Origin of the sequence: Brevundimonas sp. BR2-1 (assembly GCF_037626195.1) — a bacterium.
GTDB lineage: Bacteria > Pseudomonadota > Alphaproteobacteria > Caulobacterales > Caulobacteraceae > Brevundimonas.
This window is the reverse complement of the sequence record NZ_JARKMV010000001.1, coordinates 263342-286712: the sequence shown is the minus strand read 5'-3', so window position 1 is coordinate 286712 and position 23371 is coordinate 263342. Positions and strand designations below refer to the sequence as shown.

Sequence of the window (23371 nt, the reverse complement as noted above, 5' to 3'; positions counted from 1 at the left end):
TCTCCGGAAAACGAGGTGCGCGCAGCCGAACGGCCGCGCCGGTTCAGACGACCGTGCGCATCCGTTTCGGAGGATATTCGGGCCCGTCCCGGCTCAGATCGCCCAAGGCCGGAGCCTCGCCGGGCGTACGGGCGGCAAGCCTGAAAGACAGGCCGTCATCTAGCGGATACTCGGCTCCCGGGAGCGCCCCGTGGCTGTCGCCGCCGACCTGGTGTCCGTGACCCAGGGGGCCTTCGTTATCGATGTCCTCGGGGGTGGCGTCGCCGGATTGATCGTCCGGCGCGACGTGGACATGATCCGCGATCTGGTCCGCCACCGTGTCGACTTCGACCAACGCTACGGCGGGCCAATCGGCGGCATGAGCCATGCCGTGCTGCGCATCCATCATGCCATGCAGCATCGTCACCGCCAGAAGAGCGGTGCACAGAAAGATGCAGAAGGAACGAATCGAATTTCGCAAACGGAATCCCCGACCGGCATCTACTCGCGGTGCGGCGCTCACGCAACCGAGGACTTCGGGACAGATCGACGCGCTGGCGGGCGTTCGCGCGACGCTCGCCCGGCCCACAGAGCATCAAGCCGCTCCGCCTTCTTTGCAACCGTCGCACCCCCGTCCTGCGACGTTGGCGCGATTGCGGTCGTGGCCGCCCGTGTTATAGGGCGGCACAAGACTCTCCTCGGTCAGGGATGGTTGGATGGCGGCGTTGCTTGCGTCGTTTCTGGCCCTGTTTGTCCTTGTGTCCGCCCTAGAGGCCGCGATTTGCGCCCCGAAGCGAGCGCTCACACCTCAGAGGCGGTCACCGAAGCCCCGACCGACCCCGTCGCCGCCGGTGATCCGGACAGCCACGCCATCTGCTCGCACGGCCATTGTCACCACGGTGGAGTCGCGACGACGCAGACCCCTTCTTCCCTGACGACGACGACCGATCAGGATGTCGCGCCTTGCGGCCTGCGGATTCTCTCGCATGGGGACCACACGCCTGCCGTGGCGGACGAAGGCCGTGCGAACCGCGCCCGTGCGGTGCCCGTCGACGCGGCGGTCAGCCCGTCAGTCCTTGTTCACCAACTTCACCGGCCGGGCGACGCGCTTGCGGACGTCGGGATGCGGCGCCCGCTGGATGGGATTTTCCCGCCGGAGCATGAGCCACGCTTCGATCTCGGCGAGATCCCAGACCACGCAGCGCGGCGTGAGCGCGAACCGCCGCGGAAACTGGCCGCGCTGTTCCATTTCCCAGATGGTGCTGTCCGCGAGCGGCACCATCTGGCGTAGTTCCGTCTTCTTGATCATGCGCCTGATGCGCGCTGCGCCTTGATCGGCCATTGTGATTTGATCCCCCCGAAAAGGCCGGTCGTAATCGAAAGTTGCGCATAGGACTAGCGGCGGGCCGGCGATCCGCGGCAGCCTTCTGGCGGACCGATTCCGACAACCGCGGGCTCTACGATCGCGCCTGCTGCGCCACCCGTCCGCTCTACTATCGCGATCAACCCTCCCGACGCCACTCCGCCGAGGATCGCCGAGCGGCAGTTCAGGGTTGAGAATCACGGGTTCTATGCGAAAACGCGCATAGAATAAAATTATGTCACGTTACGCATAATTCAATTCTATGCGCTAAGTCACATATTGCTATATTATGCGATTTCCCGCATAGTGATGGGAAGGAGACTCCCATGAACCGGATAGCTCGTTCCCCCGGCCAAGTTGGCAACCTCATACAGCGATTCAGAAAGCTGAAGGGGATGAGTCAGACAGAACTCGCCGAACGATCAGGCATGCGCCAAGAGCTGATTTCCAAGATCGAAAGCGGCCACAACGGCGCAAAAATCTCATCGATCTGCGATCTGCTCGCGGCGCTCGATCTGGAGATGACAATCGGTCCTCGATCGAAAAGCTCATCCACCGATATCGAGGACATCTTCTGATGGGGCGTCGCAAGACCCATGCGCCGCTCAATGTGCTCATCAACAATCGTCTGGTCGGGCGATTGGACAAAGAGCCGGGTGGCGCGATCGCGTTTCAGTACGATCAGAGCTGGCTGGACTGGCCGCCGCACTTCCCGATCTCGTTGTCGCTGCCGCCAAGGAAGGCCACCTTCCGGGGCGAGCGGGTTGTCGCGGTTTTCGACAACCTTCTGCCGGACAATCCGACGGTTCGCCGCCTCGTAGCTGAGAAGACGGGCGCGCAAGGCACGGATTCCTACAGTCTGTTGGAGCAGATCGGCCGCGACTGCGTGGGGGCCCTGCAGTTCCTGCCCGACGGAGTGGTGATCGACGCATTTCCGCCGATTGAAGGCGAGCCGGTCAGCGACGAAGAGATCGAGGCGATCCTGGCCAACCTCGCGCGCGCGCCGCTCGGCATCGATACCGAACAGGAGTTTCGGATTTCGGTGGCGGGCGCTCAGGAAAAAACGGCGCTGCTGTTTCATGAGGGCCGTTGGAAACGCCCAGTCGGCACGACGCCGACGACCCACATCCTCAAACCCCAGCTCGGAGAAATCCCGACGCCTTGGGGCATGATCGATCTGTCAAACAGCGTCGAGAATGAACACTACTGCTTGAAACTTCTCGAAGGGTTCGGCCTCCAGGTCGCTCAGACGGAAATGGCGACATTCGGCGCGCGCCGTGTTCTCGTCGTCGAGCGCTTTGATCGGCGCTGGCGAGGCGACAGCCAACTCCTGCGCCTTCCGCAGGAGGATTGCTGTCAGGCGCTGTCGATTCCTTCGAGCCGGAAGTATCAAAACCAGCAAGGGCCGAGCGCGGTCGATATCATGACGCTGCTTCAGGGAAGCGATGAGCCGCTCAGGGATCAGGCCGCCTTCCTCAAGAGTCAGATCATCTTCTGGCTGATCGGCGCCACCGACGGGCATGGCAAGAACTTCAGCGTCTTTATCCGTCCCGGCGGCCGCTTCGAGCTGACGCCGTTTTATGACGTTCTAAGTGCGCAGCCAGCCTTCGACGCAAAGCGAATCCCGCACAACAAATACACGCTGGCAATGTCGGTTGGAGCGAACCGCCATTACAAAATTCTCGACGTGCACGGTCGTCATTTTGTCGAGACAGCAAAGGAAGCCGGACTCGGTCAGGCGATCATCAGACAGGTTCTGGATGAAATCCGCCGTGATGCCCTCCCGGCGGCGGAACGTGCCCTTGGCCGCATGCCGGCAGACTTCCATGTCGACATCCACACATCGGTCGTGAACGCGATGACCGGACGCCTGCGGCAACTGGAAACGGCTTTAGAAGCGATATGAAGCGAAGGAGCCCGACATCATGACCGCGCGAACTGCTTGAGCTTCGCCGCATACCTGAGGGCGCAGTCGGCCGTCGAATAACATGGCCCTTCCTTCTCCTGTCGTAACCCCAACGCCAGCAGTTGAGGTCTCGAGGCTGCCAAGGCATGATCTCCCGAAGCTCACGTTACGACATTCGGCCGAATGAAGAGGGCTGGACCGTCCATGAGGTATGGACGGGCTGCCCAGCCGCCGTCGACGGCGCAGTCGAGAAGGGCTCGAGCTACAGACCGCCTATGCGTTGGCCGACGCACTGGCTTATCTGCCCGACCGTGGCGTGGGCGCCTAGTGATAGCCTCGGCGACCCCGCCCCCGCTGTCGGTTCGAATGATCCTGTCAGACTTACCGCTGAGGCTGCTCGAAGGTTACATCCCCTCCCAATGGGGCCCTCATGATGCGTCGGAGAGCGGTGGGCATGCGAGCTTTGGCCGAGCAGATCATGAAAAGCGTCGGAGCGCTGCCCGAAGGCTCGTCGATCACCACCGGATCGCTCCTGCACCTGGGAGGCCGTGCGGCGGTGCATAGGGCGCTATCGCGGCTGGCGCGCCGCAGCAGTTTGTTACGCGTCGGTCGAGGGCTCTACGTGTGCCCGTTGGAAACCCGCTTCGGCCTGAGAGCACCGTCGGTCGAGAAGGTCGCTCGCGCCATCAGCCAGCGACGAGGAGAGATCATCGTCACCCATGGCGCGGCGGCGGCGAACTCCCTGGGCCTAACAACCCAGGTGCCGATCCGCACAATCTATCTGACCAACGGGCCGAGCCGGCAACTCCGTGTCGACGGTCAGATCGTCGAGTTCAGGCATGCACCCGCATGGCAACTTTTACTCGCTGACCGGCCAGCCGGCGATGCAGTTCGGGCGCTGGCCTGGCTGGGTCCCGAGAAGGCTCAGACAGCAGTCGGGCCGCTGGAGCGAAAGCTGGGACCTTCGGCGTTCGGAGAACTGATTTTAGTCAGGCCGCATCTACCGGACTGGCTGGCCCGCGCGCTCAGTCAATTCCCTACTCGCGACTCACGCCCTGCCGAAGCGCCCTAAAGCGACTGCTTCGAGCGGTGAAAGACATCCGAGCGCCGGTCTTTTGAGGCAGGCGCGCTCGCAGATCGGCGGACGTTCCTTGCAGCGGGAGTTGCGGCGCGCGGGACGAACAGCAGGTCATCGCCGCGCGCAGCATTAACGGGGGGACGATGCGAGTATCAGGCGTCGGCGGACGGGCCGCTGGTGCTGGAGTTCGACGACCTTTGGTTCCGGTGCCCTTTCAAATCGCCGCCCGGCACCTGCCGGACTGAGGTCGCCGCCGGCCAGACGGGTGCCTTCGACGTTCACATGCGCCGCTGACCCTGTTCCGGCGGCCCGACTGGAGCAGCCGGAAAAGGCTTGCCGGGAATCACAATTCCATTAATTTGGAAATATGGAATCCGAAGACGCAATCCTGGCGCTCGCCGCCCTCGCCCAGTCCACCCGGCTGGAGACCTTCCGCCTGCTGGTGCGTCACGAGCCCGAGGGGCTGGCCGCCGGAGAGATCGCCAACCAGCTCGCCGTGCCGGCCAACACCATGTCGGCTCATCTCGGCGTCTTGTCGCGCTCAGGACTGATTACGTCCGAGCGCCACAGCCGGTGGATCGTCTATCGCGCCGATCTGGAGCGGATCGGCGGGATGGTGATGTTCCTGCTCAAGGATTGCTGCCAGGGCCGCTCGGAGTTGTGCGCGCCGCTCCTGGCCGAACTGGCGTGCTGCGACTGAGGCTCGATATGGACATCGTCATCTATCACAACCCCGCCTGCGGGACGTCGCGCAACGCGCTGGAGCTGATCCGCCACGTCGGTATCGAGCCGCATGTCGTTGAGTATCTGAAGACCCCGCCGTCGCGGACCATGGTCGCCTGGCTGGCCCAACGGTCCGGCAAGCCGCTGCGCGACCTGTTGCGCGAGAAGGGCACGCCCTTCGCCGAGCTGGGCCTAGCGGATCCCGGCCTGACGGACGATCAACTGCTCGACGCGATCGAGGCCCATCCGATCCTGCTCAATCGGCCCATCGTCGTCAGTCCTCTCGGTGTCGGCCTGTGCCGACCGTCCGAAGCCGTTCTGGACCTCCTGCCCGCCGATGATCTCAAGCCCTTCACCAAGGAGGACGGCGAGGTCATCATCGACGCCGCCGGACAGCGGGTGAAGCGATGATCGATACTCCCGTGGCGGACGCCTCGCCGCGTCGCCTGTCCTTTCTCGACCGCTGGCTGACGCTGTGGATCTTCGTGGCCATGGGTCTCGGCGTGGCTCTGGGGACGCTGGCTCCGGGCCTGCCGACCTGGGTCGACAGCCTCTCGATCGGCACGACCAACATCCCGATCGCCATCGGTCTGATCCTGATGATGTACCCGCCGCTGGCCAGGGTCCGGTACGAGGAGCTGCCGCGCGTCTTCGCCGACAGGCGGGTGCTGGCCCTGTCGCTGTTCCAGAACTGGGTGCTGGGCCCGGTGCTGATGTTCGCGCTGGCGGTGATCTTCCTGCGCGACCAGCCGGAATACATGACCGGCGTCATCTTGATCGGCCTGGCGCGCTGCATCGCCATGGTGCTGGTCTGGAACCAGCTGGCGCGGGGCGACAACCAGTATGTGGCCGGTCTCGTCGCCTTCAACTCGATCTTCCAAATCCTGTTCTTCAGCCTCTATGCCTGGGTGTTCCTCACGGTCCTGCCGCCCCTGCTCGGGCTGCAGGGCAGCGTGGTGGACGTCAGCGTCTGGACCATCGCCGGCGCGGTGCTGGTCTACCTCGGTCTTCCCTTCCTGGCCGGGTTCCTGACCCGGCGCAGCCTGATCGCCCGCCGGGGCGCGGACTGGTACGAGCGCCGCTTCCTGCCGCGCATCGGACCGATCACCCTGATCGCCCTGCTGTTCACGATCGTGGTGATGTTCAGCCTCAAGGGCGGCGAGGTGGTGGCCCTGCCGCTGGATGCGCTGCGCATCGCCATTCCGCTGACGATCTACTTCCTCGTCATGTTCGTGGTCAGCTTCCTCATGGGGCGGCTGATCGAGGCCGACTATCCGCGCACCACCGCCCTGGCCTTCACCGCGGCCTCGAACAATTTCGAGCTGGCCATCGCGGTGGCCATCGCGGCGTTCGGACTGACCTCGCCGGTCGCCTTCGCGGCCGTCATCGGCCCCCTGGTCGAGGTGCCGGTGCTGATCCTGCTGGTCTCGGTGGCGCTCTGGATGGGCCGGCGCTGGTTCCCGGACACGGCCCCGCCGAAGGACGCCGGCTGATGGTCAGTCTGCATCTCCTGGACGCCGATGACGCCGGCCTGCTCGCGACCCTGCGAGGCGCGGGCCTGCCGGAGCCGGGCGCCGGCCGCTACTTCAGCGCCGACCACTACGGCGCCCTGACGGGTTATGTGGGGCTGGAAGGTGAGGGGCGGGATCTGTTGCTTCGCTCCCTGGTCGTGCTCGCGGGCCGGAAGGGGGCGAGGTCTGGGAAGCCGGCTGCTGGCCGCCGCCGAGAGCGTCGCCCGGGACCTGGGCGGCGAACGTCTCCATCTGCTCACGACCACGGCCGAACCCTTCTTCACCCGACACGGCTTCCTCGCCGCCGATCGGGAAGCCGCGCGCCGCGATCCGGCGAACCCGCGAGTTCGCGGACCTCTGCCCGGCATCGGCCGCCTATCTGACCAAGGACCTGTGATGACCTTCGCCCGCCTGCGATCGCTGCCGGATCAGGAACATCTTCCGGCTCTGGACGCGGCCTATCTGTCCGCCGATCCGGCCCGCGGCCTGGGCCCGCACGACCACCCGCCGCGCATCCTGCTTCTCTACGGGTCGCTGCGCGAGCGGTCCTACTCGCGTCTCTGCGTCGAGGAAGCGGCCCGCCTGCTGCGACGGATGGGATGCGAAACCCGCATCTTCGACCCCTCCGACCTCCCCCTGCCGGGCGCGTCCGTCGACGACGACCACCCGGCGGTGCGCGAGTTGCGCGAGCACGCCTTCTGGTCGGAGGGCATGGTCTGGTGCAGTCCGGAACGGCACGGCCAGGTCTCCGGCGTCATGAAGCTGCAGATCGATCACCTGCCGTTGAGCCTGGGCGGGATGCGCCCGACCCAGGGCCGGACGCTCGCCGTCATGCAGGTGTCCGGCGGATCGCAGAGCTTCAACGCCGTCAACACCCTGCGCCTGCTCGGACGCTGGATGCGAATGATCACCATCCCGAACCAGTCGAGCGTGGCCAAGGCCTTCCAAGAGTTCGACGAGGCCGGCCGCATGAAGCCCTCGGCCTATTATGAGCGCATCGTCGACGTGATGGAGGAGTTGGTGCGCTTCACCGTCCTGACCCGGCCGCACGCCGTCCAGCTCGTGGACCGCTATTCGGAGCGCAAGGCGGCCGGGGTTCCGGTCGATGCCGCCTCAGATCTCTCCGCCATCGCCATCGCCCGTCAGGCCTGACGTCGCCTTGAGCACGACGAACAACCCCGCGCCTCGCGTTGATGTTCAGGGGCTTCCCAGCTTCCTACGGACGCTGACCTGGCGCCTCGGCGGCGCCTTGAGGCGTCGCAAGGTTTGCGAAGGTCGTAACTCGCCACTTCTGGCGAAATAAGCAGGTTTTCGGCGGTAACTCGCCAGAACTGGCGAGTTGCATCATCCCTGTCGAGACGCGCCCGCTCGGGCGGAGCCGCCCGATGTGGTGGCTCCGCCGACGCGATGTGGAGCCGCCTATCCTCGATCGACCAGGGAGTAGCTCGTGCTGCGTCCGCCGCCGTCATCCTTCACAAGGATTCCACGGTCCATCAGATCGTTGATGTCGCGCAAGGCCGTGTCGGGCGAGGACTTCGTCAGCACGGCCCATTTGGTCGAGGTGAGCTTGCCTTCGAAGCCGTCGAGCAGCCGGTTGATGACCGTGCTCTGGCGCTCGCTCAACGTCTGACCTGCGAGCGCCTCCCAGAAGCGCGCCTTGCGCATCACATGGGTCAGGGTGGCTTCCGCGCCGTCGAACGCGCGATCGAGGCAGCCGAGGAACCAGTCCAGCCAGAGGGTCACATCGAGCGCGCCTTTCTGGGTCGTCTCCAGGGTGGCGTAGTAGTCTTTGCGCTCCAGCCGGATCTGGGCGGACATGCTGTAGAAGCGCTGGGCGCTTTTCTCGGAGCGGGCGAGCGCCATGTCGGCGATCGCCCTCGCGATCCGGCCGTTCCCGTCGTCGAACGGGTGGATGGTCACGAACCACAGGTGGGCGATCGCGGCCTTGAGGACCGGGTCAGTCCGCGGCTCGCCGTTGAACCAGTCGAGGAACGCCCGCATCTCGTCCTGCAAACGGGCGGCGGGGGGCGCTTCATAGTGCACGCGCTCCCGTCCGAAAGGGCCTGAGACGACCTGCATCGGGCCGGAGCTCTCGTTGCGCCAGGCGCCTACGACTATCTTGGTCATGCCGCTGCGCCCGGTCGGAAACAGGGCGGCGTGCCAGGCGAACAGTCGTTCCTCGGTAAGCGGAGACGCAAAGTTCTGGGTCGCGTCGAGCATCATTTCGACGACGCCGTCGACGTTGCGGTCCGCGGGAGCGAGGGCCCCGATATCCATGCCGAGGCGGCGGGCGATCGAGGATCGCACCTGATCCTTGTCGAGCAGCTCGCCTTCGATCTCGCTGGATTTCAGGACGTCTTCGGTAAGGGTCTCGAGGACGGCTTCAGCGCGGAGATCGAAGCCGAGCGTGTGCATCCGGCCAAGCAGAAGGCCCTGGCGATGGCGGACGGCTGCGAGGCGATCGGCAAGCGCGTCAGCGCGCCAGTCCAGACGCGGCCAGCCATCGATCTCGTGGATGTATTGCGTCATTCCCCGCACTCCCTGCGGAGAATATGGGCGTTATTCGCCGCAAGAGCAAGGCTATTCTCCGCGCCAAGTGCGGAGAATAGGGCGCCTAATCTCCGCACCTGGGCATTCGCTCGAACGCCATTGGCTGCAGCCCCGCACCTTGGGTATCCGCGGACCGCACGGCTATCGGCGCCAAGCAGCTCTGAAACCCCGCCGGGCCGCAGTTAGGGCCTCGGACGGAGACGCCCGCTCAAGAAGCTGGGCGCGCGCGCCTCGGCGCCGCATGCCGGGAGAAGCCGACCACGAGGATAGCAATCGTCAGAAGCTGAACGGCCAGGCCTTCGACCGTGGGATAGAGGCCGAGAAGCTCGAGGCGGGGGACCCAGGCGACCGGGTGCACGTCGAGCCAGCCCGCTTCCTGCAGCGCCGCCACCCCCTTGCCGACGAGGACGACCGACAGGATGGCCATGAGGATCGAGCTCAGCGAGAAGAACCGGCCGATCGGGAGGCGCTTGCTGTAGGCCAGCAAGGCCCAGGCCACCACGGCCAGGATGGCCACCGCCGTAAGGGCGCCGGCCAGCATGCCGAGATGGCCGCCCTGGCTCCAGATCGCCGCATAGAACAGGATGGTCTCGAAGACCTCGCGGTAGACCACGACGAAGGCCAGCAGGAACAGGAACCAGGCCGATCGCTTCGACAGCGCTGCGGAGAGCTTGTCGCGGATATAGGTCTGCCAGGCGTCCGCGTGCGACTTGCCGTGCATCCAGATGCCGACCGAGACGAGCACCACGGCCGCCAGAAGCGAGCCGAAGCCTTCGGTCAGCTCCCGGCTGGCGCCGCTGATGGAGATGAAGAAGGTCGCGGCCGCCCAGGTGGCGCCGCCGGCGACCAGCGCGGCCACCCAGCCGCCGTGGACATAGCGCAGCACCTCGGGCCGCTCGGCCTTCCTCAGGAAGGCGATCATCGCCACCACGATGAGGAGGGCTTCCAGCCCTTCGCGCAGCAGGATGGTGAAGGCGCCGAGGAAGCTGGCGAGATTGTCCGCCTCCTGGGGCGCGAGGGCCCGCTCGGCCGTGTCCAGCAGGGCGTTCGCACGGGCGACCCGGTCCGCGACCTCCTGGGCGGGCGCGCCCCGGCCGATTGAGACGCGCAGCTCGGTCATGGCGGTCTCGACCCGGCGCAGCAGGGCGCCGTCCCGGGCGCCCAGGGCCGGCTCGATCGGCTCGACGCCATCGAGGTAGGCGGATAGCGCCAGGTCCGTCGCCGCCTTGCGGTCGCCCCGGCGATAGGCGGCCTCGCTTTCCGCAAGGCGCGTCCGCGCGAGGGTCAGCGTCGATCCGGTCGGGCGCGCCGCCGCCTCGGGATGACGTCGCAGATAGGCGGTCAGGGCCCGCGCGCGGGGTTCGCCGAGGCGGGTGGCCAGCTCGGCCGGCGTGGTCTGGGTGAGGGCGGCCAGGTCGGGGAAGGCCGCGCGGACCGCCGGATCGCCGTCCCACAGGCGCTTGCCCTCGGCCGCTTCGGCGTCGGTGAAGGCGAAGCGGCCGACATAGAAGGCCAGCGCCCAGCGGTCCTCGGCCGGCAGATGCGAGAAGCTGGCCATCGCCGTGCCCTCCAGCCCCTGGTCGATCACCTGGTAGAGGCCGAAGACGCTGCGCTGGCGCGCGCGCTCCACGTCGGCGAAGGCGATCGCCGGCGGATCGAGCCCCTCGGCGCCGGGGCCGTCGGCGCGTCCGGTCACGCCATGGCAGACCGCGCACTGCTCCGCATAGAGCGTCGCGCCGCGGGCCAGATCAGGCGGGAACGACGGCGCCAGCGGGCTCGGATAGGCCGTCAGCACCGCGCCGGCCAGGGCCTTGGCCTGGTCGCCGACGACCTGCGGATCGGCCTTGTCCCGGATAGCGGCCTGCAGGGTCTCGGCGTCGCGGATCAGGGCGGCCTTGGCCGGGTTGGCCGGCAGGGCGTCCAGACGCGTCCGGATCTGGGTGCTGAATTCGATCATCTCGCCGTATTCGGCCGGATTGGTCACCTGTCCGTTGGCCACCGCGCCGGCGTAGTCGACCGCCACATAGTCGAGCAGCCGCCAGGCGACCTGGGCTTCCGCGGCGGACGGGGCCTGGGCGAAGGCCGGGGCGGCCAGTCCCAGGGCGAACAGCAGGGCGAGGAGACGGAGCAGAGGACGCATGGTCAATCCAGATGTGAACGGCTCGCATTAGCATTCAGGCGGCGACGCTGTCGCCCTTTATTCGCGACGCGGCCGGGCTCGTAGGCGGCGCCGGGGCCCGCCCGCCGGGACGCCTCGGCGCCGCCTGGCCAGCCCGGGCAGATCACGCGGCTCGGTCGTTAAAGGTGGATCGTGCGGTCGGCCACAGCCAGGCATGCCTCGCGCAAGGCTTCCGGAAGCGTCGGATGCGCATGGCTCGTCCGCGCCACGTCTTCGGCCGCCGCGCCGAACTGCATGACGGCGACCGCTTCATGGATCAGACTGCCGGCGTCCGGCCCCAGGATGTGCACGCCGAGAATCTTGTCCGTCCTGGCGTCCGCCAACACCTTGACCAGCCCGTTCTTCTCCAGCCGCGCCTTGGCCATGGCGTTTGCCGAGAACGGAAAGCGCCCGACGCGATAGGCCACGCCGGCCGCCTTGAGGTCGTCCTCGGTGCGCCCGACTGAGGCCAGTTCCGGCCAAGTGTAGACGACGGCCGGGATCGTTCCGTAGTCGACATGGCCCGCGCCGCCGGCAAGGCGCTCGGCAAGGGCGATCCCTTCCTCTTCCGCCTTGTGGGCCAGCATGGCGCCGCCAATGACATCGCCGATGGCGTAGACCCCTTCGGCGCTGGTTCGAAAGCCGTCGTCGACCGGAATAAAGCCCTTGCGGTCGGGCTTGATGCCGACCGTCTCAAGGTCGAGCCCGGCGGTGGCGGGGCGTCGGCCAATCGAAACCAGCACGACATCGGCCTTGATGGTTCCGCGCGCGCCTTCGCCCATGGGCTCGACGTCAAGGACGACGTCGTCGCCCTCCATCCGCGATCCGACCACCTTGTGCCCGAGGCAGAACTCGAAGCCCTGGGCCTCGAGCACCTTGTGCAGCGCCGTCGACATCTCCGAATCGACGCCGGAGGCGATCCGGTCGAGCACCTCGATGACCGTGACCTCGCTGCCGAGCCGGCGCCAGACCGACCCCAGCTCCAGTCCGACATAGCCGCCGCCGATCACCGCCAGATGGCGCGGCGCCGCCGTGAGGCTCAGCGCGCCGGCCGAGGTGACGATCCGTTGCTCGTCGATGGGCAGATCGGGCAAGGTCGCCGCTTCCGATCCGCTGGCGATGACCACCGCCTTGCGGGCCTGCACCTCGAAGGGGCCGTCGGCGCCCATCACTTCCACGCGGTCGGGCGCCAGCAGGCGCCCGCGGCCCTGGAGCCGGACGACCTTGTTCTTGCGCAGGAGGTAGGCGACCCCTTCGCCCAGCTCGGTCACCACCTTGCTCTTGTGCCGCATCACGCCGGCGAGGTCGGCCCGCACATTGTCGACCATGACGCCGAAAGCTTCGAGGTTGCGCGCCATCTCGAGCCGCTCCGTGGCCTGGAGCAGCGCCTTCGATGGAATGCAGCCGATATTCAGGCAGGTACCCCCGAGAAGGTCCCGGTCGTCGATGACCGCCACCGACATGCCCAGCTGGCTCGCCCGGATCGCGCAGGGGTATCCGCCCGGGCCGCCGCCGATGATCACCAGGTCGTAGGACGTCGTCGAATCGCTCATGGCGTCAGCCTTTGCTGTGAGTTGACGAGGGGAGCGCGACGGGGCCGCGATCCACTCCAAAACGTCTCCGTGACCCGATGGCTCCTGCATCGTTCGCGCCTTCCCGGTCTTCAGAGGCCCGTCCTCCACGGCGGGGCCGGGCAGAGGTTCAGACCGGGCGAGCTCGCCTTCAACGCGGCGCCGCCGGCTCGTGCAGCGCTTCGATCACCTTGCAGGCGGAGACCCGGCCCCCGGCGCATTCCGCCGTCATTCGCGAAAGTTCGCGCTGGAGGGCCCGAAGCCGGGCGATCTTCTGCGTCACGTCAGCCAGGTGGCGTTCGGCGAGGATGCTGGCTTCGGCGCAGGGCCGATCGGGGTGATCGGACAGATCCAGCAGGGAGCGGATCGAGTCCAGATCAAACCCCAGTTGTCGCGCATGCCGAATGAACGACAGGCGGCGTTCCGCCGCGTCGTCGTACATCCGCCGGTCGCTGGCGGTGCGCGGCGGGGCGGCAAGCAGCCCGATCTCCTCATAGAAGCGGATGGTCGGAACCTTGACGCCGGTGGCGGCGGCGAGCTTGCCGATGGGACGCAGGCCGGACGAGGCGGGCGATGATCGGGTCATCGGCCAAGCCCCAGCAGAACGATGGCCATGGCGAAGGCTCCCAGGGTGGAGGCGCCGGTGAGGGCCATGCCGAAGGCGCGGGCGGCCGCGCCCCTGGCGTAGCCCAGGGCGAACAGCACGCGGCCGACCAGATACAGCGCCACCAGCACCGGAAGCACGATCATCTCCTCGCCGCGCAGGACGGTGGCGAGGACCAGGTGGGCGCCCACGGCCAGCACCGTCTGTTCGAGGGAGTTCTGCAGCACGGCGGCCGGGACGGCGAGCCTGGGGCTGGGCGCCCCGTAGGCGGAGCCTGGCCGGTCGGCGTCGGACCGGAACCGGATGCTGGCCACGGCCCTCAGACAGCCGGCGAGCCACAGCAAGACCAGCAGGTCCGCCTTCAGCGCATAGGCCAGCCGGTCGGCCGTGGACATGTCCGGCGCGGCCCCCAGGAGAGGCGGCGAAAGCCATAGCCGGGCCGACGCTATCGCCACGGCGGTCATCAGGATCGCCAGTCCCGAACGGACGGCGATCGCTCTCTGTTCGGCGGTAAAGGTCATCGCGCCGTCCGTCCCAGGCTCGATGCGGTCGGACGGCGGTCCGAGCCCCGGACGGTCAAAAGAAGCAGCGCCACGCCGCAAACGATGGTCGCATCGGCGAGGTTGAAGGTCGGCCAGTGTGCGTCGCGCCAGTGAAGGTCGATGAAATCGGTGACCGCGCCGAAGCGCAGCCGGTCGAGCAGGTTCCCGATCGCTCCGCCGGCGATCAGGCTGGCGGCTGTCGCCGTCATGACGCTCCGCGTCCGCCAGATCCACGCCAGCAGCACGCCGATGATCAACACCGCGACGCCGCTCAGCGCCCAGCGCCCCGCCTCGCCCGACCCGGCGAACATGCCGAAGGTGACGCCGGGATTGAATCCCAGACGCAGCGCCAGGAAGGGCGTGAGGTCCACTGCGGTGTCGAGTTGGGCGCGGGCTGCGGCCTTGGCGGCCTGATCCACAGCCGCGACCAGGGCGGCGAGCGCGAATGCGATCGCCTGGAGACGGCCGGGACCGCGTCGCGTCGGGTGCACTGTGGTCATGAGGCCTCCTGTGGATTTCGTCTGAGTGTGCGGCCTCTAGCTACTAGAGGATCAAGTCGGTTTCGGCCAACGGGCGCGCTTTCCGGCGAGGCCTGCATTCTCGTCTTGATCCTCGAGCGACTGGAGGATGCATCTTGGCCGTGAAAGGTGGAACTTGATGACTGAATCCCTCTCGGCCGGGGAACCGGCGGCGTCCAGCTGCAGTTGCGGCGCGGCCGTCAAATTCGACGGCTCCACTCCGGCCTACCGCCGGATCCTGACGTCGGTGATCGCCATCAACGGCGCCGCCTTCCTCGCCATCGCCGGCGGCGCGGCCCTGCAGGGCTCGGTCTCGCTGGGCGCCAACGCCCTCGACTTCCTGGCCGACGCCGCCACCTACGGCATCAGCCTGGCCGTGATCGGCCGCTCGGCCGCGGTGCGATCCAGCGCGGCCATGGTCAAGGGCGCCAGCCTCGCGGCTCTCGCGCTGTTCATCCTCGGCTATGCGATCTGGCGGGCCGCCTCCGGGGCGCCGCCGGAAGGGTTCGTCATCACCGGCCTAGGCGCCTTGGGTTTCTTCGCCAACGCCTTGGCCGCCCTCCTGCTGGTTCGCCATCGCCAAGGCGATGCCAACGTCCGCTCGGTGTGGCTGTGCACGCGCAACGACCTGATCCAGAGCCTGGTGGTCGCGGGGACGGGCGTGGCCGTCTGGCTGACCGCCTCGCGCTGGCCCGATCTGATCGCCGGGGCGGTCCTGGCGGTGGTCTTCCTGCAGTCGGCCTGGTCGATCCTGAAACAGTCGCGCGAAGAACGGAAGGCCGCGAAGTGACCGCAAACTTCACTCCCGCACTCGGCCACGCCGCCCTGAGCGGCCTCTACGATCCCGCCATCGCCCTGTTGACACGGGAGCGGGTGTGGCGCGCCCGGCTGCTTGACCAGGTGGACCCGCGTGCCGGCGAGACGATCGTCGATCTCGGTTGCGGGACCGGATCCTTCGCCGTGTCCCTGGCCCGGCGCGCGCCGGGCGCGCACATTGTCGGGCTCGATCCTGACGCCGACATACTCGCGCGCGCAGCCAGGAAGGCGGACGCCGCCGGCCAGAGCGTCCGCTTCGTCCAGGGATTCGCCCGCGATGCGGCCGCGCTCCTGGGCGAGGGGATCGTCGACACGGTCGTGTCCAGCCTGGTCTTTCATCAGCTGCCGATGAAGGAAAAGCGCCATGGCCTGGCGGCGAGCTGGCGGGTCCTCAAGGCCGGCGGGACGCTCCACATCGCCGACTACGGGCGCCAGAGGGGCGCGATGCGCGCCATGTTCCGCATCGTCCAGTCGCTCGACGGCTATGAGAACACCCAGCCCAACGCCGACGGCGTGCTTCCGGATCTGATCGCGGAGGCGGGCTTCGTCGATGTTTGCGAAGTCCATGTCCTGCCGACCCCGACCGGATCGATTTCGTTTTATCGAGCGGAGCGAGGGGCGATGCGACGATGAGCCGATCGATGTCGTAAACATGATCCGGATTGAAGCCGGGCCCCAGGCTCAACAGCGAAATCGACGGACCGGACGAGCGCGCCGGGCCCGGGCCTTGGCGGCCTGATCCAGCCCGGGAACCGCGCCGACCAGGACAAGGTCCGACCCTTTCAGGCCCGCGGACGGCGTGTCCGGACAGGAGCGAAAGGCGCGGGCGATTATCACGTCGTTCCGGTTCCCTCATCGGCCTCGCGGACGTCCCTGCGGACATCGCGGAGGATCTCGAGGCCGCCCTTTGCGGCGATCAGGGCGACCAGGGCCCCGACGACGATGTCGGGCCAAGCCCTGTCGAGCCACAAGACCAGGCCGCCGGCCACGAGGACGCCGCCGTTCGAGACGAAATCGTTGAGGCTGAACGTCTGGGCCGCCCGCATGTTGACGTCGTCGTCCTTGATCTTCCGCAGCAGGATGAGGCACCACAGGTTCACGCCTGCGGCGACCAGGGCCATGATCATCATGGCGGGGCCGAGCGGTTCGGCGCCCGCGAGCCATCGACGCGCGACATCGGCAAGCAAGCCGGCGGCGAACAGCAGCAGCAGGACGCCTGACGCTGTCGCCGCGCCAGCCTTCCACCTGTTCGATCGACCAATGGCCAGAAGACTGATCAGATAGACGGCGCCGTCCGCCCCGTTATCCAGCGCATTGGCCAACAGGGCGCTCGAATCAGCGAGCCAGCCGGCGAGCCCGAGCCCGGCGAACAGGACGAGATTGAGCAACAGGACGAGCCGCAGGATTCCACGCTGGCGTGCGTTCGTGGCGTTGACCGGTTCGGACATGAAGGCCTCCACGCGACCGGCGCTGAAGCGCGACGGTTCAAAAGCGCTTTTACATACTCTGGCAACTGGAGGATCAAGGGCCTGCCGGTTGCGTTGCGGCTTGACTCCCGGCGACCGCTAGCCCTCGCCGATCATGCCCCCCGAGCGGTCCGTGGACGCCGGTTCTTCCACCGACCCGCGGTCCGGTGCGGGCCGTTCGCCTTCCTCGACCATGGCGGACGGCTTGGCGGCTTCAGGGTCGGGCGGCCCGGGCGCGTCGGGCGTCTCCTCCCGGACGTCCGGTCCCGGACGCGGCGCGGCGACCTTTGGCGACGGCTCGCCCCCGGTCTCGTCGGCGCTTTCGGCTTCCCGGTCCTGCATGGTGTCCTCGCTTTCATTGAAAGAAGGCGCTCTCCCGGCGTCTGTTCCGCGGGCGGGACATCTGGCCGGGCGAGGCGCCCGCGGCGGGCGACCGCCGGACCGGGGCCGGCGTGCGCGGAGGCGCCGCTGCGACGTTACATTCCTTGCCAAGGGGTCGTTTCGTGGTAGAGGGCCGCATGGGCTCTCTTTCGGCCAGACACTGGATGATCACGGCGCTGTTCGCGCTGGTCGTCACCATGCTCGCCCTGACCCCTTCGGCCGAGGCGGCGACCTGTGATTTTCCCAGCGGCGGGCGTTGCGCCACCGTGGTGCTTTCGGAGCCCTCCCAGGATCACGGCGATCCCGTCAACGACGACGGTCAGGCGCTGTGCTCGCACGGCCATTGCCACCACAGCGGCGTGACCCTGCCGTCGACGCCGCAACCCCTCGTCGTCGGCCCTGTCGTGCAGGCCAGCCTTCTGCGGCCGTCGGCCGATCCCCTGGCGTCCTGCGCGCCCGGCGGTCTGGAACGCCCACCCCGAGCCTGACGGATCTCGCGCCGCCGCGCGCGTCATCGCCGTCTGGAACCTCTGGGACACCATTTCATGCCATCCACAAGATATCGTCTGCCGCGCTTCGCGGCGGGCTGCGCCGCAACCGCAGTTGCGTGCGCTTTGAGCGTACTGGCGACCGCCGCGGCGGCCGAACCCGTCACCCTCGCTGAAGCGCTGGCCCGCGCGGCCGCCTCCTCGCCGGCCCTGGCGGCCGCCGAGGCCGACGTCGCCGCCGCCCAGGGGCGGGCGCAACAGGCCGGCTTCCGGCCCAATCCCGAGCTGGGGGTGGAAGTCGAGAATTTCGCCGGCACCGGGGCCTTCACCGGCCTGCGCGACGCCGAGACCACCCTCTCCGTCGGCCAGCGGTTCGAACTGGGCGGCAAGCGGCCCGCGCGCCAAAGGGCCGCCGAGGCCGAAGTCGAGGCGGCGCGTCTGCGTCTCGCGGTCGCGCGCGCCGATCTTCTGAGGGAGGTGAGGGACGCCTACGCCGAAGCCTTCGCAGACGGCCGCCGGGTCGAGCTGGCTCGCGAGCAGTTTGTCCGGGCCGAAAATCTGCAGACCATCGCCACCGAGCTTGTCGACGCCGGCCGCGAGCCGCCCCTGCGGGCGCTGAGAGCCCGCACGGCGGCCCTGGCGGCCGTCGCCGGGGTCCGCGCCGCCGAGGCCGAATACGCCGAGGCCCAGCGCGCTTTGGCGGCCCTGTGGGGCGGAGCGGATGACCTGCCCGAACCGGTCGCGCCGACGGATGAGGCCGTCCCCGCCGCGACCGTGGATCCCGCCGAGGCCCTGGATGTCCGACTGGCGGAGGCCGAGGTCGCCTCATCCGTCGCCGTCGTGGCCCGGGAGCGCACCCTGTCCCGGCCGGACGTGACGGTCAGCGTCGGCGCCCGACAGTTCCAGGGCTCCGACGACACGGCGCTCGTGGTGGGCGCCTCGCTGCCGATCGGGATCTTCGACCGCAACCAGGGCAATATCGCCGCCGCCAACGCCGAGCGCACGGGGGCGGAAGCGCGCCGCAACGCGGCCCTCGCCGGCGCCATCCGGCGGACCCGGGACGCCCAGGCGGCGCTGCGGACCGCCGAGGCGCGCCTCGCCTTCCTGGAGACCCGGGCGGAGCCGGAAGCCATCGAGGCGGTCCGCATCGCCCGCGAGGGCTTCTCGGCCGGACGCTTCACGCTTCTGGACGTGCTGGACGCCGAAGAGGCGCTCAACACGGTCCAGTCAGAACTCATCACCGCACAACTGGATCGCGCCCAGGCCATCGCTGCCCTGACGCGCGCGACCGAGACCGAAGGATCGTCACAATGAGAATGCCACAAGACAGGAAACGGTTGATGATCGGCGGCGCAGTCGCGGCCGTGGTCATCGTCGGCGGCGGCCTGGCCGTCCTCAACATGACGCGCGCGCCGGAAGCGGCGCCGGAGGCCGAGGCCGAGGAAGCCCATGGCGCCGGCGAGGCGCTCGAGATGGACGCCGCCCGCATCCAGGCCGCCGGGATCATCCTCGCTCCGGTGGCGAGCGGATCGCTCAGTTCGGAGATCGTGGCCCAGGGAACGGTCGTCGGCACGCCCCAGGGCGAAGCGGTCCTCGCCGCTCGCGCCGACGGCGTCATCAGCCGCGTTTCGCTGAGGTTGGGCGACAGCGTTCGCGCCGGCCAGCTCGTGGCCCTGATCGAGAGCCGCGAAGCGTCGACCATCGCCGCCGAGCGCTCGGCAGCCCAGGCCCGGCTGACCGCCGCGCGTCAGGCGCTCGCCCGGGAACAACGCCTGTTCGACGCGCAGATCACGTCCCGTCAGGACCTTGAGGCGGCGCAGACCGTGTTCGCCGAGGCCCAGGCCGAATCGCGACGCACGACCTCTGCGGCGTCGGCGGCGCGCGTTTCCTCGGACGGTCGCAGCACCGGCGTGGTCAGCCCGATCAGCGGCCGGGTGACGGCCGCGGACGCCACCCTGGGCGCCTTCGTAACCGCCGGCACGGAACTCTTCCGCGTGGCCAACGCCAACCAGATCGAGATCGAGGCCTCGGTCTCCGCCGACGACGCGGCCCGGATCGTTCCGGGGGACCGCGCCAGCATCACCCTGCCCGAGGGCGAGGTCCAGACCACGGTGCGGTCGATCACCCCCGGCGTCGATGTCGAGAGCCGATCCGCCACCGTGCTCCTCAGCGTGTCGGGCACGGGCGGCCTGCGCCCCGGCCAGGCCGTATCGGCGCGGATCTACACCCGCGACGCCCGGACCGCCGGCGGCGTTTCGGTGCCGGAAGAGGCCATCCAGACGGTCGAAGGCCGCGACGTGGTCTTCGTGCGCACCGCGACCGGTTTCCAGGCGGCTCCCGTCATCGTGGGACAGCGGAGCGGCGGCCGGGCCCAGATCACCTCAGGCCTGCGCGCCGGACAGACCATCGCCACCCGCAACGCCTTCCTGTTGAAGGCCGCGCTCGGCGCCGGCGAAGTGGAGCACTAGTCCATGATCGCCAACCTCATGGCCCTGTCGGTGCGGGCGCGATGGATGATCATCGCCCTCGTGCTGATCGTCTCCACCTACGGCGCCTGGCAGCTTACGCGGCTGCCGATCGACGCCGTCCCCGACATCACCAACAACCAGGTCCAGATCAACACCCAGGACGCCTCGCTCTCCCCCGTCGAGATCGAGAAACGCGTCACCTTCCCGGTCGAGACCGCCATGGCCGGCATCCCCGGCCTCCAACAAACCCGATCGCTGTCCCGCAACGGTTTCTCGCAGGTCACGGTGATCTTCGAGGAGAACGTCGACCTCTATTTCGCGCGACAGCAGGTCAGCGAACGGCTGGTACAGGCTCAGGACAGCCTGCCCGAGGGCGTCCAGCCCCAGATCGGGCCCGTCACCACGGGCCTGGGCGAAGTCTTCATGTACGCCATCGACTATGAGAACCCCGGCGGCCGGGGCGCGACGGTGCGCAATGGCCAGCCCGGCTGGCAGTCCGACGGTTCGTTCCTCACGCCCGAGGGCGATCGGCTGGCGGACGACGTGTCCCGCGCCGCCTACCTAAGGACGGTGCAGGACTGGATTATCGCGCCGCAGCTGCGGACCGTGAACGGCGTCGCGGGCGTGGACACGATCGGGGGCTTCGAGAAGCAGTACGTCGTCGAGCCGGACCCGACCCGTCTGGCCCAGTACGGCGTCTCGTTCACCGAACTCGCCGAAGGTCTCGAGGCGGCCAACCTGTCGGTCGGCGCCAACTTCGTCGAACGCGGCGGCGAGGCCTATCTGGTGCGCGCCGACGCGCGCATCCGCAGCCTGTCGCAGATCGAGGAAGCCATCATCGCCACGCGCGGCGGCGTGCCCGTCGCCGTCCGTGACGTCGCCACTGTGCGTCTGGGCGGCGATCTTCGCACGGGCGCCGCAACCATGAACGGCCGCGAGGTCGTCATCGGCACCACCCTGATGCTGATCGGCGAGAACAGCCGGACCGTGGCGCGCGCCGTGGGCGAACAATTGGATGTTACGACCCGTTCCCTACCGCCGGGCATCAAGGTCACGCCGGTTCTGGATCGCTCCAAACTCGTCAACGCCACCATCTCGACCGTCGAACGCAACCTGATCGAGGGCGCCATCCTCGTCGCCATCGCCCTGTTCCTGCTGCTGGGGAACGTGCGGGCGGCGCTGATCGCCGTGGCGATCATTCCGATCTCCTTCTTCATGACCGCGATCGGCATGAATTATCTGGGGGTGTCGGGAAATCTGATGAGCCTCGGGGCCCTCGATTTCGGCCTCATCGTCGACGGCTCCGTCATCATCATCGAGAACTGCCTCAGACGCCTGTCCGAGCGCCAGCATCATGAGGGTCGTCTACTGACCCTTCGAGAGCGACTCGAGGAAACCACCATCGCCACCCAGGAGATGATCAAGCCGACCGTCTATGGCCAGGCCATCATCCTGTTGGTCTTCGCGCCCCTGCTGACCTTCCAGGGCGTAGAGGGCAAGACCTTCTCGCCCATGGCGATCACCCTCATGCTCGCCCTGGTGGCCGCCTTCATCCTGTCCATCACCTTTATTCCGGCGATGGTCGCGATCCTGATGCGGAACAAGGTTTCGGAAAAGGACGTCTTCGTCATCCGCTGGATCAAGGAAAAATACGAGCCCGTCCTTCGTCAGGCCGTGGCCCGGCCGTGGCCCTTCGTCGGCGGCGGCCTGGCCCTGTTCGCCGTGGCGGGCGTGGTGTTCACCATGCTCGGCCAGGAGTTCATTCCGACCCTGGACGAACGCAACCTCGCGATGGCCTCCCAGCGAGTGCCGTCTACGGCGGTGGAACAATCCCTGCGCATGCAGGTGGGAGTGGAGAGGGCCGTCACTCAACTGCCCGAGGTGGAGTTGATGTTCTCCAAGACGGGCACCGCCGAGGTGGCCACCGATCCCATGCCACCCAACATCTCGGACGGTTTCATCATCCTCAAACCGCAGGACGAGTGGCCGGACGGGGTCGATACCAAGGAAGACGTCATCGAACGGGTCGAGGCGGCCGCCAACGCCCAGGTCGGCCAGGGCTATGAGCTCAGCCAGCCGATCGAGCTGCGCTTCAACGAGCTGATTGCGGGCGTCCGCGGGGACGTGGCCATCAAGCTCTATGGCGACGATCTGGACAAGCTGACGGCGACCGCCAACCAGATCGCGGCGGCGCTGAACGCCACGCCGGGCGCGGCCGACGTCAAGGTCGAGCAGACGAGCGGCGCCCCGGCGCTGGACGTCACCTTCGACCGGGCCGCCATCGCGCGCTTCGGCCTCACCGTGGAGGAGGTGGCCGATACGGTCGCCGCCGCGATGGGCGGGCGCGAGGCCGGTCAGCTGTTCGAGGGTGACCGGCGTTTCGACGTCGTGGTGCGGGTGCCGGGCGCGAGCCGCAACGATCTGGACGCCCTGGGGGCCATCCCCGTGATGCTGCCGGAGCAGGAGGGGCGTGTCCGGGCCTCCGTGCCCCTGCGGCAGGTGGCCTCGTTCCGCTTCACCGAAGGACTGAACCAGATCAGCCGCGAGAACGGCAAGCGGCGCGTGGTCATTCAGTCCAACGTCCGCGGCCGCGATGTCGGCTCCTTCGTCACAGAAGCGACGCCCAAGGTCGAACGGGTTCCTCTTCCCGCAGGATCCTGGATTGAATGGGGCGGGCAATTCCAGAATCTCAAGGCGGCGTCCGACCGTCTGGCTCTGGTGGTCCCGATCTGCTTCCTGGCCATCTTCGCGGTGCTGTTCCTGGCCGTCGGGACATTGGGACGAGCCGTGGCGGTCTTCCTCACGGTGCCGCTCGGCCTCGCCGGCGGGGTCTTCGCCCTGGCCTTGACCGGCATCTCCTTCTCGGTGTCGGCGGCGGTGGGCTTCATCTGCCTCGCGGGCGTCGCCGTTCTGAACGGGCTGGTCGTCATGTCTTCGATCCGGCAACGGCTCGATGACGGCATGGAGCTGTCCCGGTCCATCATCGAGGGCTGTATGGAGCGGGTGCGGCCGGTCATCATGACCGGCCTGGTCCCGGCCATCGGCTTCGTGCCCATGGCCTTGGCTCATGGCACCGGAGCCGAGGTGCAGAAGCCTCTGGCCATGGTGGTGATCGGCGGACTGATCACGGCCACCATTCTGACGCTCCTCGTACTGCCGGCGATGAGCCGGCTCGTTCTGGGGCTGACGGAGAAGAAGACCCTTGCGCCCGTTGACGACACCCTGCCGGACCCCCTGCCGGCGGAGTGA

Annotated in this window: 23 protein-coding genes and 1 pseudogene; 14 read left to right on the top strand and 10 right to left on the bottom strand. The window is 67.9% G+C overall.

The window, feature by feature from the left end:
- Window positions 1-43: 43 nt before the first annotated feature.
- On the bottom strand, window positions 44-460 hold the full coding sequence (locus BrevBR_RS01460; RefSeq protein ID WP_305758956.1) for a hypothetical protein: 417 nt from the start codon (window positions 458-460) through the stop codon (window positions 44-46).
- Window positions 461-1048: 588 nt separating this feature from the next.
- Window positions 1049-1321 (bottom strand): helix-turn-helix transcriptional regulator, encoded by a 273-nt coding sequence (locus BrevBR_RS01455; protein WP_291838472.1) that lies wholly within the window; start codon window positions 1319-1321, stop codon window positions 1049-1051.
- A gap of 347 nt (window positions 1322-1668) precedes the next feature.
- Between BrevBR_RS01455 and BrevBR_RS01450 the strand changes: the two genes are divergently transcribed.
- From BrevBR_RS01450 to arsH, 8 genes and pseudogenes are all read left to right on the top strand, one after another.
- A complete protein-coding gene (locus BrevBR_RS01450) occupies window positions 1669-1920 on the top strand; it encodes a helix-turn-helix domain-containing protein (RefSeq protein WP_291838469.1) in 252 nt (83 codons plus the stop codon).
- On the top strand, window positions 1920-3248 hold the full coding sequence (locus BrevBR_RS01445; RefSeq protein ID WP_291838466.1) for a type II toxin-antitoxin system HipA family toxin: 1329 nt from the start codon (window positions 1920-1922) through the stop codon (window positions 3246-3248). Before BrevBR_RS01450 ends, BrevBR_RS01445 begins: the two co-directional genes overlap by 1 nt.
- Window positions 3249-3702: 454 nt before the next feature.
- On the top strand, window positions 3703-4320 hold the full coding sequence (locus tag BrevBR_RS01440; protein ID WP_291838464.1) for a DUF6088 family protein: 618 nt from the start codon (window positions 3703-3705) through the stop codon (window positions 4318-4320).
- Between the two features lie 373 nt (window positions 4321-4693).
- Window positions 4694-5026: an ArsR/SmtB family transcription factor gene (locus tag BrevBR_RS01435; protein ID WP_291838461.1), complete on the top strand. Its 333-nt coding sequence runs from the start codon at window positions 4694-4696 to the stop codon at window positions 5024-5026.
- A gap of 8 nt (window positions 5027-5034) precedes the next feature.
- Window positions 5035-5460: an arsenate reductase (glutaredoxin) gene (arsC, locus tag BrevBR_RS01430; RefSeq protein ID WP_291837125.1), complete on the top strand. Its 426-nt coding sequence runs from the start codon at window positions 5035-5037 to the stop codon at window positions 5458-5460.
- Window positions 5457-6542: an ACR3 family arsenite efflux transporter gene (arsB, locus tag BrevBR_RS01425; RefSeq protein ID WP_291837122.1), complete on the top strand. Its 1086-nt coding sequence runs from the start codon at window positions 5457-5459 to the stop codon at window positions 6540-6542. Before arsC ends, arsB begins: the two co-directional genes overlap by 4 nt.
- A gap of 126 nt (window positions 6543-6668) precedes the next feature.
- Window positions 6669-6797 (top strand): annotated as a pseudogene (locus tag BrevBR_RS01420) (hypothetical protein); the annotation flags it as partial.
- A gap of 159 nt (window positions 6798-6956) precedes the next feature.
- The gene (arsH, locus tag BrevBR_RS01415) at window positions 6957-7712 is read left to right on the top strand and encodes an arsenical resistance protein ArsH (protein WP_305759020.1); all 756 of its coding nucleotides are present in this window, start codon (window positions 6957-6959) and stop codon (window positions 7710-7712) included.
- 267 nt (window positions 7713-7979) lie between these two features.
- Here arsH and BrevBR_RS01410 read toward each other — a convergent pair whose 3' ends face one another.
- The 6 genes from BrevBR_RS01410 to lspA form a co-directional block, all read right to left on the bottom strand.
- Window positions 7980-9089, bottom strand: coding sequence for a Fic family protein (locus tag BrevBR_RS01410; RefSeq protein ID WP_291837120.1), 1110 nt, complete (start codon window positions 9087-9089; stop codon window positions 7980-7982).
- Between the two features lie 229 nt (window positions 9090-9318).
- A complete protein-coding gene (locus BrevBR_RS01405; protein ID WP_291837118.1) occupies window positions 9319-11250 on the bottom strand; it encodes a cytochrome c/FTR1 family iron permease in 1932 nt (643 codons plus the stop codon).
- A gap of 158 nt (window positions 11251-11408) precedes the next feature.
- Window positions 11409-12821 carry a dihydrolipoyl dehydrogenase gene (gene lpdA, locus BrevBR_RS01400; protein WP_291837116.1) on the bottom strand — a complete coding sequence of 471 codons (1413 nt, stop codon included), beginning with the start codon at window positions 12819-12821 and terminating at the stop codon, window positions 11409-11411.
- 169 nt (window positions 12822-12990) lie between these two features.
- Entirely contained in the window at window positions 12991-13425 is a 435-nt protein-coding gene (locus tag BrevBR_RS01395; RefSeq protein WP_291837114.1) for a MerR family transcriptional regulator, read from the bottom strand.
- The gene (locus BrevBR_RS01390) at window positions 13422-13964 is read right to left on the bottom strand and encodes an MAPEG family protein (RefSeq protein ID WP_291837113.1); all 543 of its coding nucleotides are present in this window, start codon (window positions 13962-13964) and stop codon (window positions 13422-13424) included. Before BrevBR_RS01390 ends, BrevBR_RS01395 begins: the two co-directional genes overlap by 4 nt.
- Window positions 13961-14485: a signal peptidase II gene (lspA, locus tag BrevBR_RS01385; protein WP_291837111.1), complete on the bottom strand. Its 525-nt coding sequence runs from the start codon at window positions 14483-14485 to the stop codon at window positions 13961-13963. The genes BrevBR_RS01390 and lspA overlap by 4 nt, the downstream gene beginning before the upstream one ends.
- A 157-nt stretch (window positions 14486-14642) precedes the next feature.
- On the opposite strand from lspA, the gene BrevBR_RS01380 reads away from it, so the two are divergent.
- Both BrevBR_RS01380 and BrevBR_RS01375 read left to right on the top strand, forming a co-directional pair.
- Entirely contained in the window at window positions 14643-15293 is a 651-nt protein-coding gene (locus tag BrevBR_RS01380) for a cation transporter (protein ID WP_291837109.1), read from the top strand.
- Window positions 15290-15952 carry a class I SAM-dependent methyltransferase gene (locus tag BrevBR_RS01375; protein WP_339999686.1) on the top strand — a complete coding sequence of 221 codons (663 nt, stop codon included), beginning with the start codon at window positions 15290-15292 and terminating at the stop codon, window positions 15950-15952. The genes BrevBR_RS01380 and BrevBR_RS01375 overlap by 4 nt, the downstream gene beginning before the upstream one ends.
- A 200-nt stretch (window positions 15953-16152) precedes the next feature.
- Here the strand turns inward: BrevBR_RS01375 and BrevBR_RS01370 are convergent, their stop codons facing one another.
- Together BrevBR_RS01370 and BrevBR_RS01365 are read right to left on the bottom strand one after the other, a co-directional pair.
- Window positions 16153-16767: a cation transporter gene (locus tag BrevBR_RS01370; RefSeq protein ID WP_339999685.1), complete on the bottom strand. Its 615-nt coding sequence runs from the start codon at window positions 16765-16767 to the stop codon at window positions 16153-16155.
- Window positions 16768-16884: 117 nt separating this feature from the next.
- Entirely contained in the window at window positions 16885-17127 is a 243-nt protein-coding gene (locus BrevBR_RS01365; protein WP_339999684.1) for a hypothetical protein, read from the bottom strand.
- Between the two features lie 176 nt (window positions 17128-17303).
- Here BrevBR_RS01365 and BrevBR_RS01360 point away from each other — a divergent pair, with 176 nt between their 5' ends.
- From BrevBR_RS01360 to BrevBR_RS01345, 4 genes are read left to right on the top strand one after another with little or no spacing between them, the layout of a single operon-like run.
- The gene (locus tag BrevBR_RS01360) at window positions 17304-17654 is read left to right on the top strand and encodes a hypothetical protein (protein WP_339999683.1); all 351 of its coding nucleotides are present in this window, start codon (window positions 17304-17306) and stop codon (window positions 17652-17654) included.
- 57 nt (window positions 17655-17711) lie between these two features.
- Window positions 17712-18968 carry a TolC family protein gene (locus BrevBR_RS01355; protein ID WP_339999682.1) on the top strand — a complete coding sequence of 419 codons (1257 nt, stop codon included), beginning with the start codon at window positions 17712-17714 and terminating at the stop codon, window positions 18966-18968.
- Between the two features lie 26 nt (window positions 18969-18994).
- Window positions 18995-20122, top strand: a complete 1128-nt coding sequence (locus tag BrevBR_RS01350) for an efflux RND transporter periplasmic adaptor subunit (RefSeq protein ID WP_339999681.1) — start codon at window positions 18995-18997, stop codon at window positions 20120-20122.
- Between the two features lie 3 nt (window positions 20123-20125).
- Window positions 20126-23371 (top strand): efflux RND transporter permease subunit, encoded by a 3246-nt coding sequence (locus BrevBR_RS01345; protein WP_339999680.1) that lies wholly within the window; start codon window positions 20126-20128, stop codon window positions 23369-23371.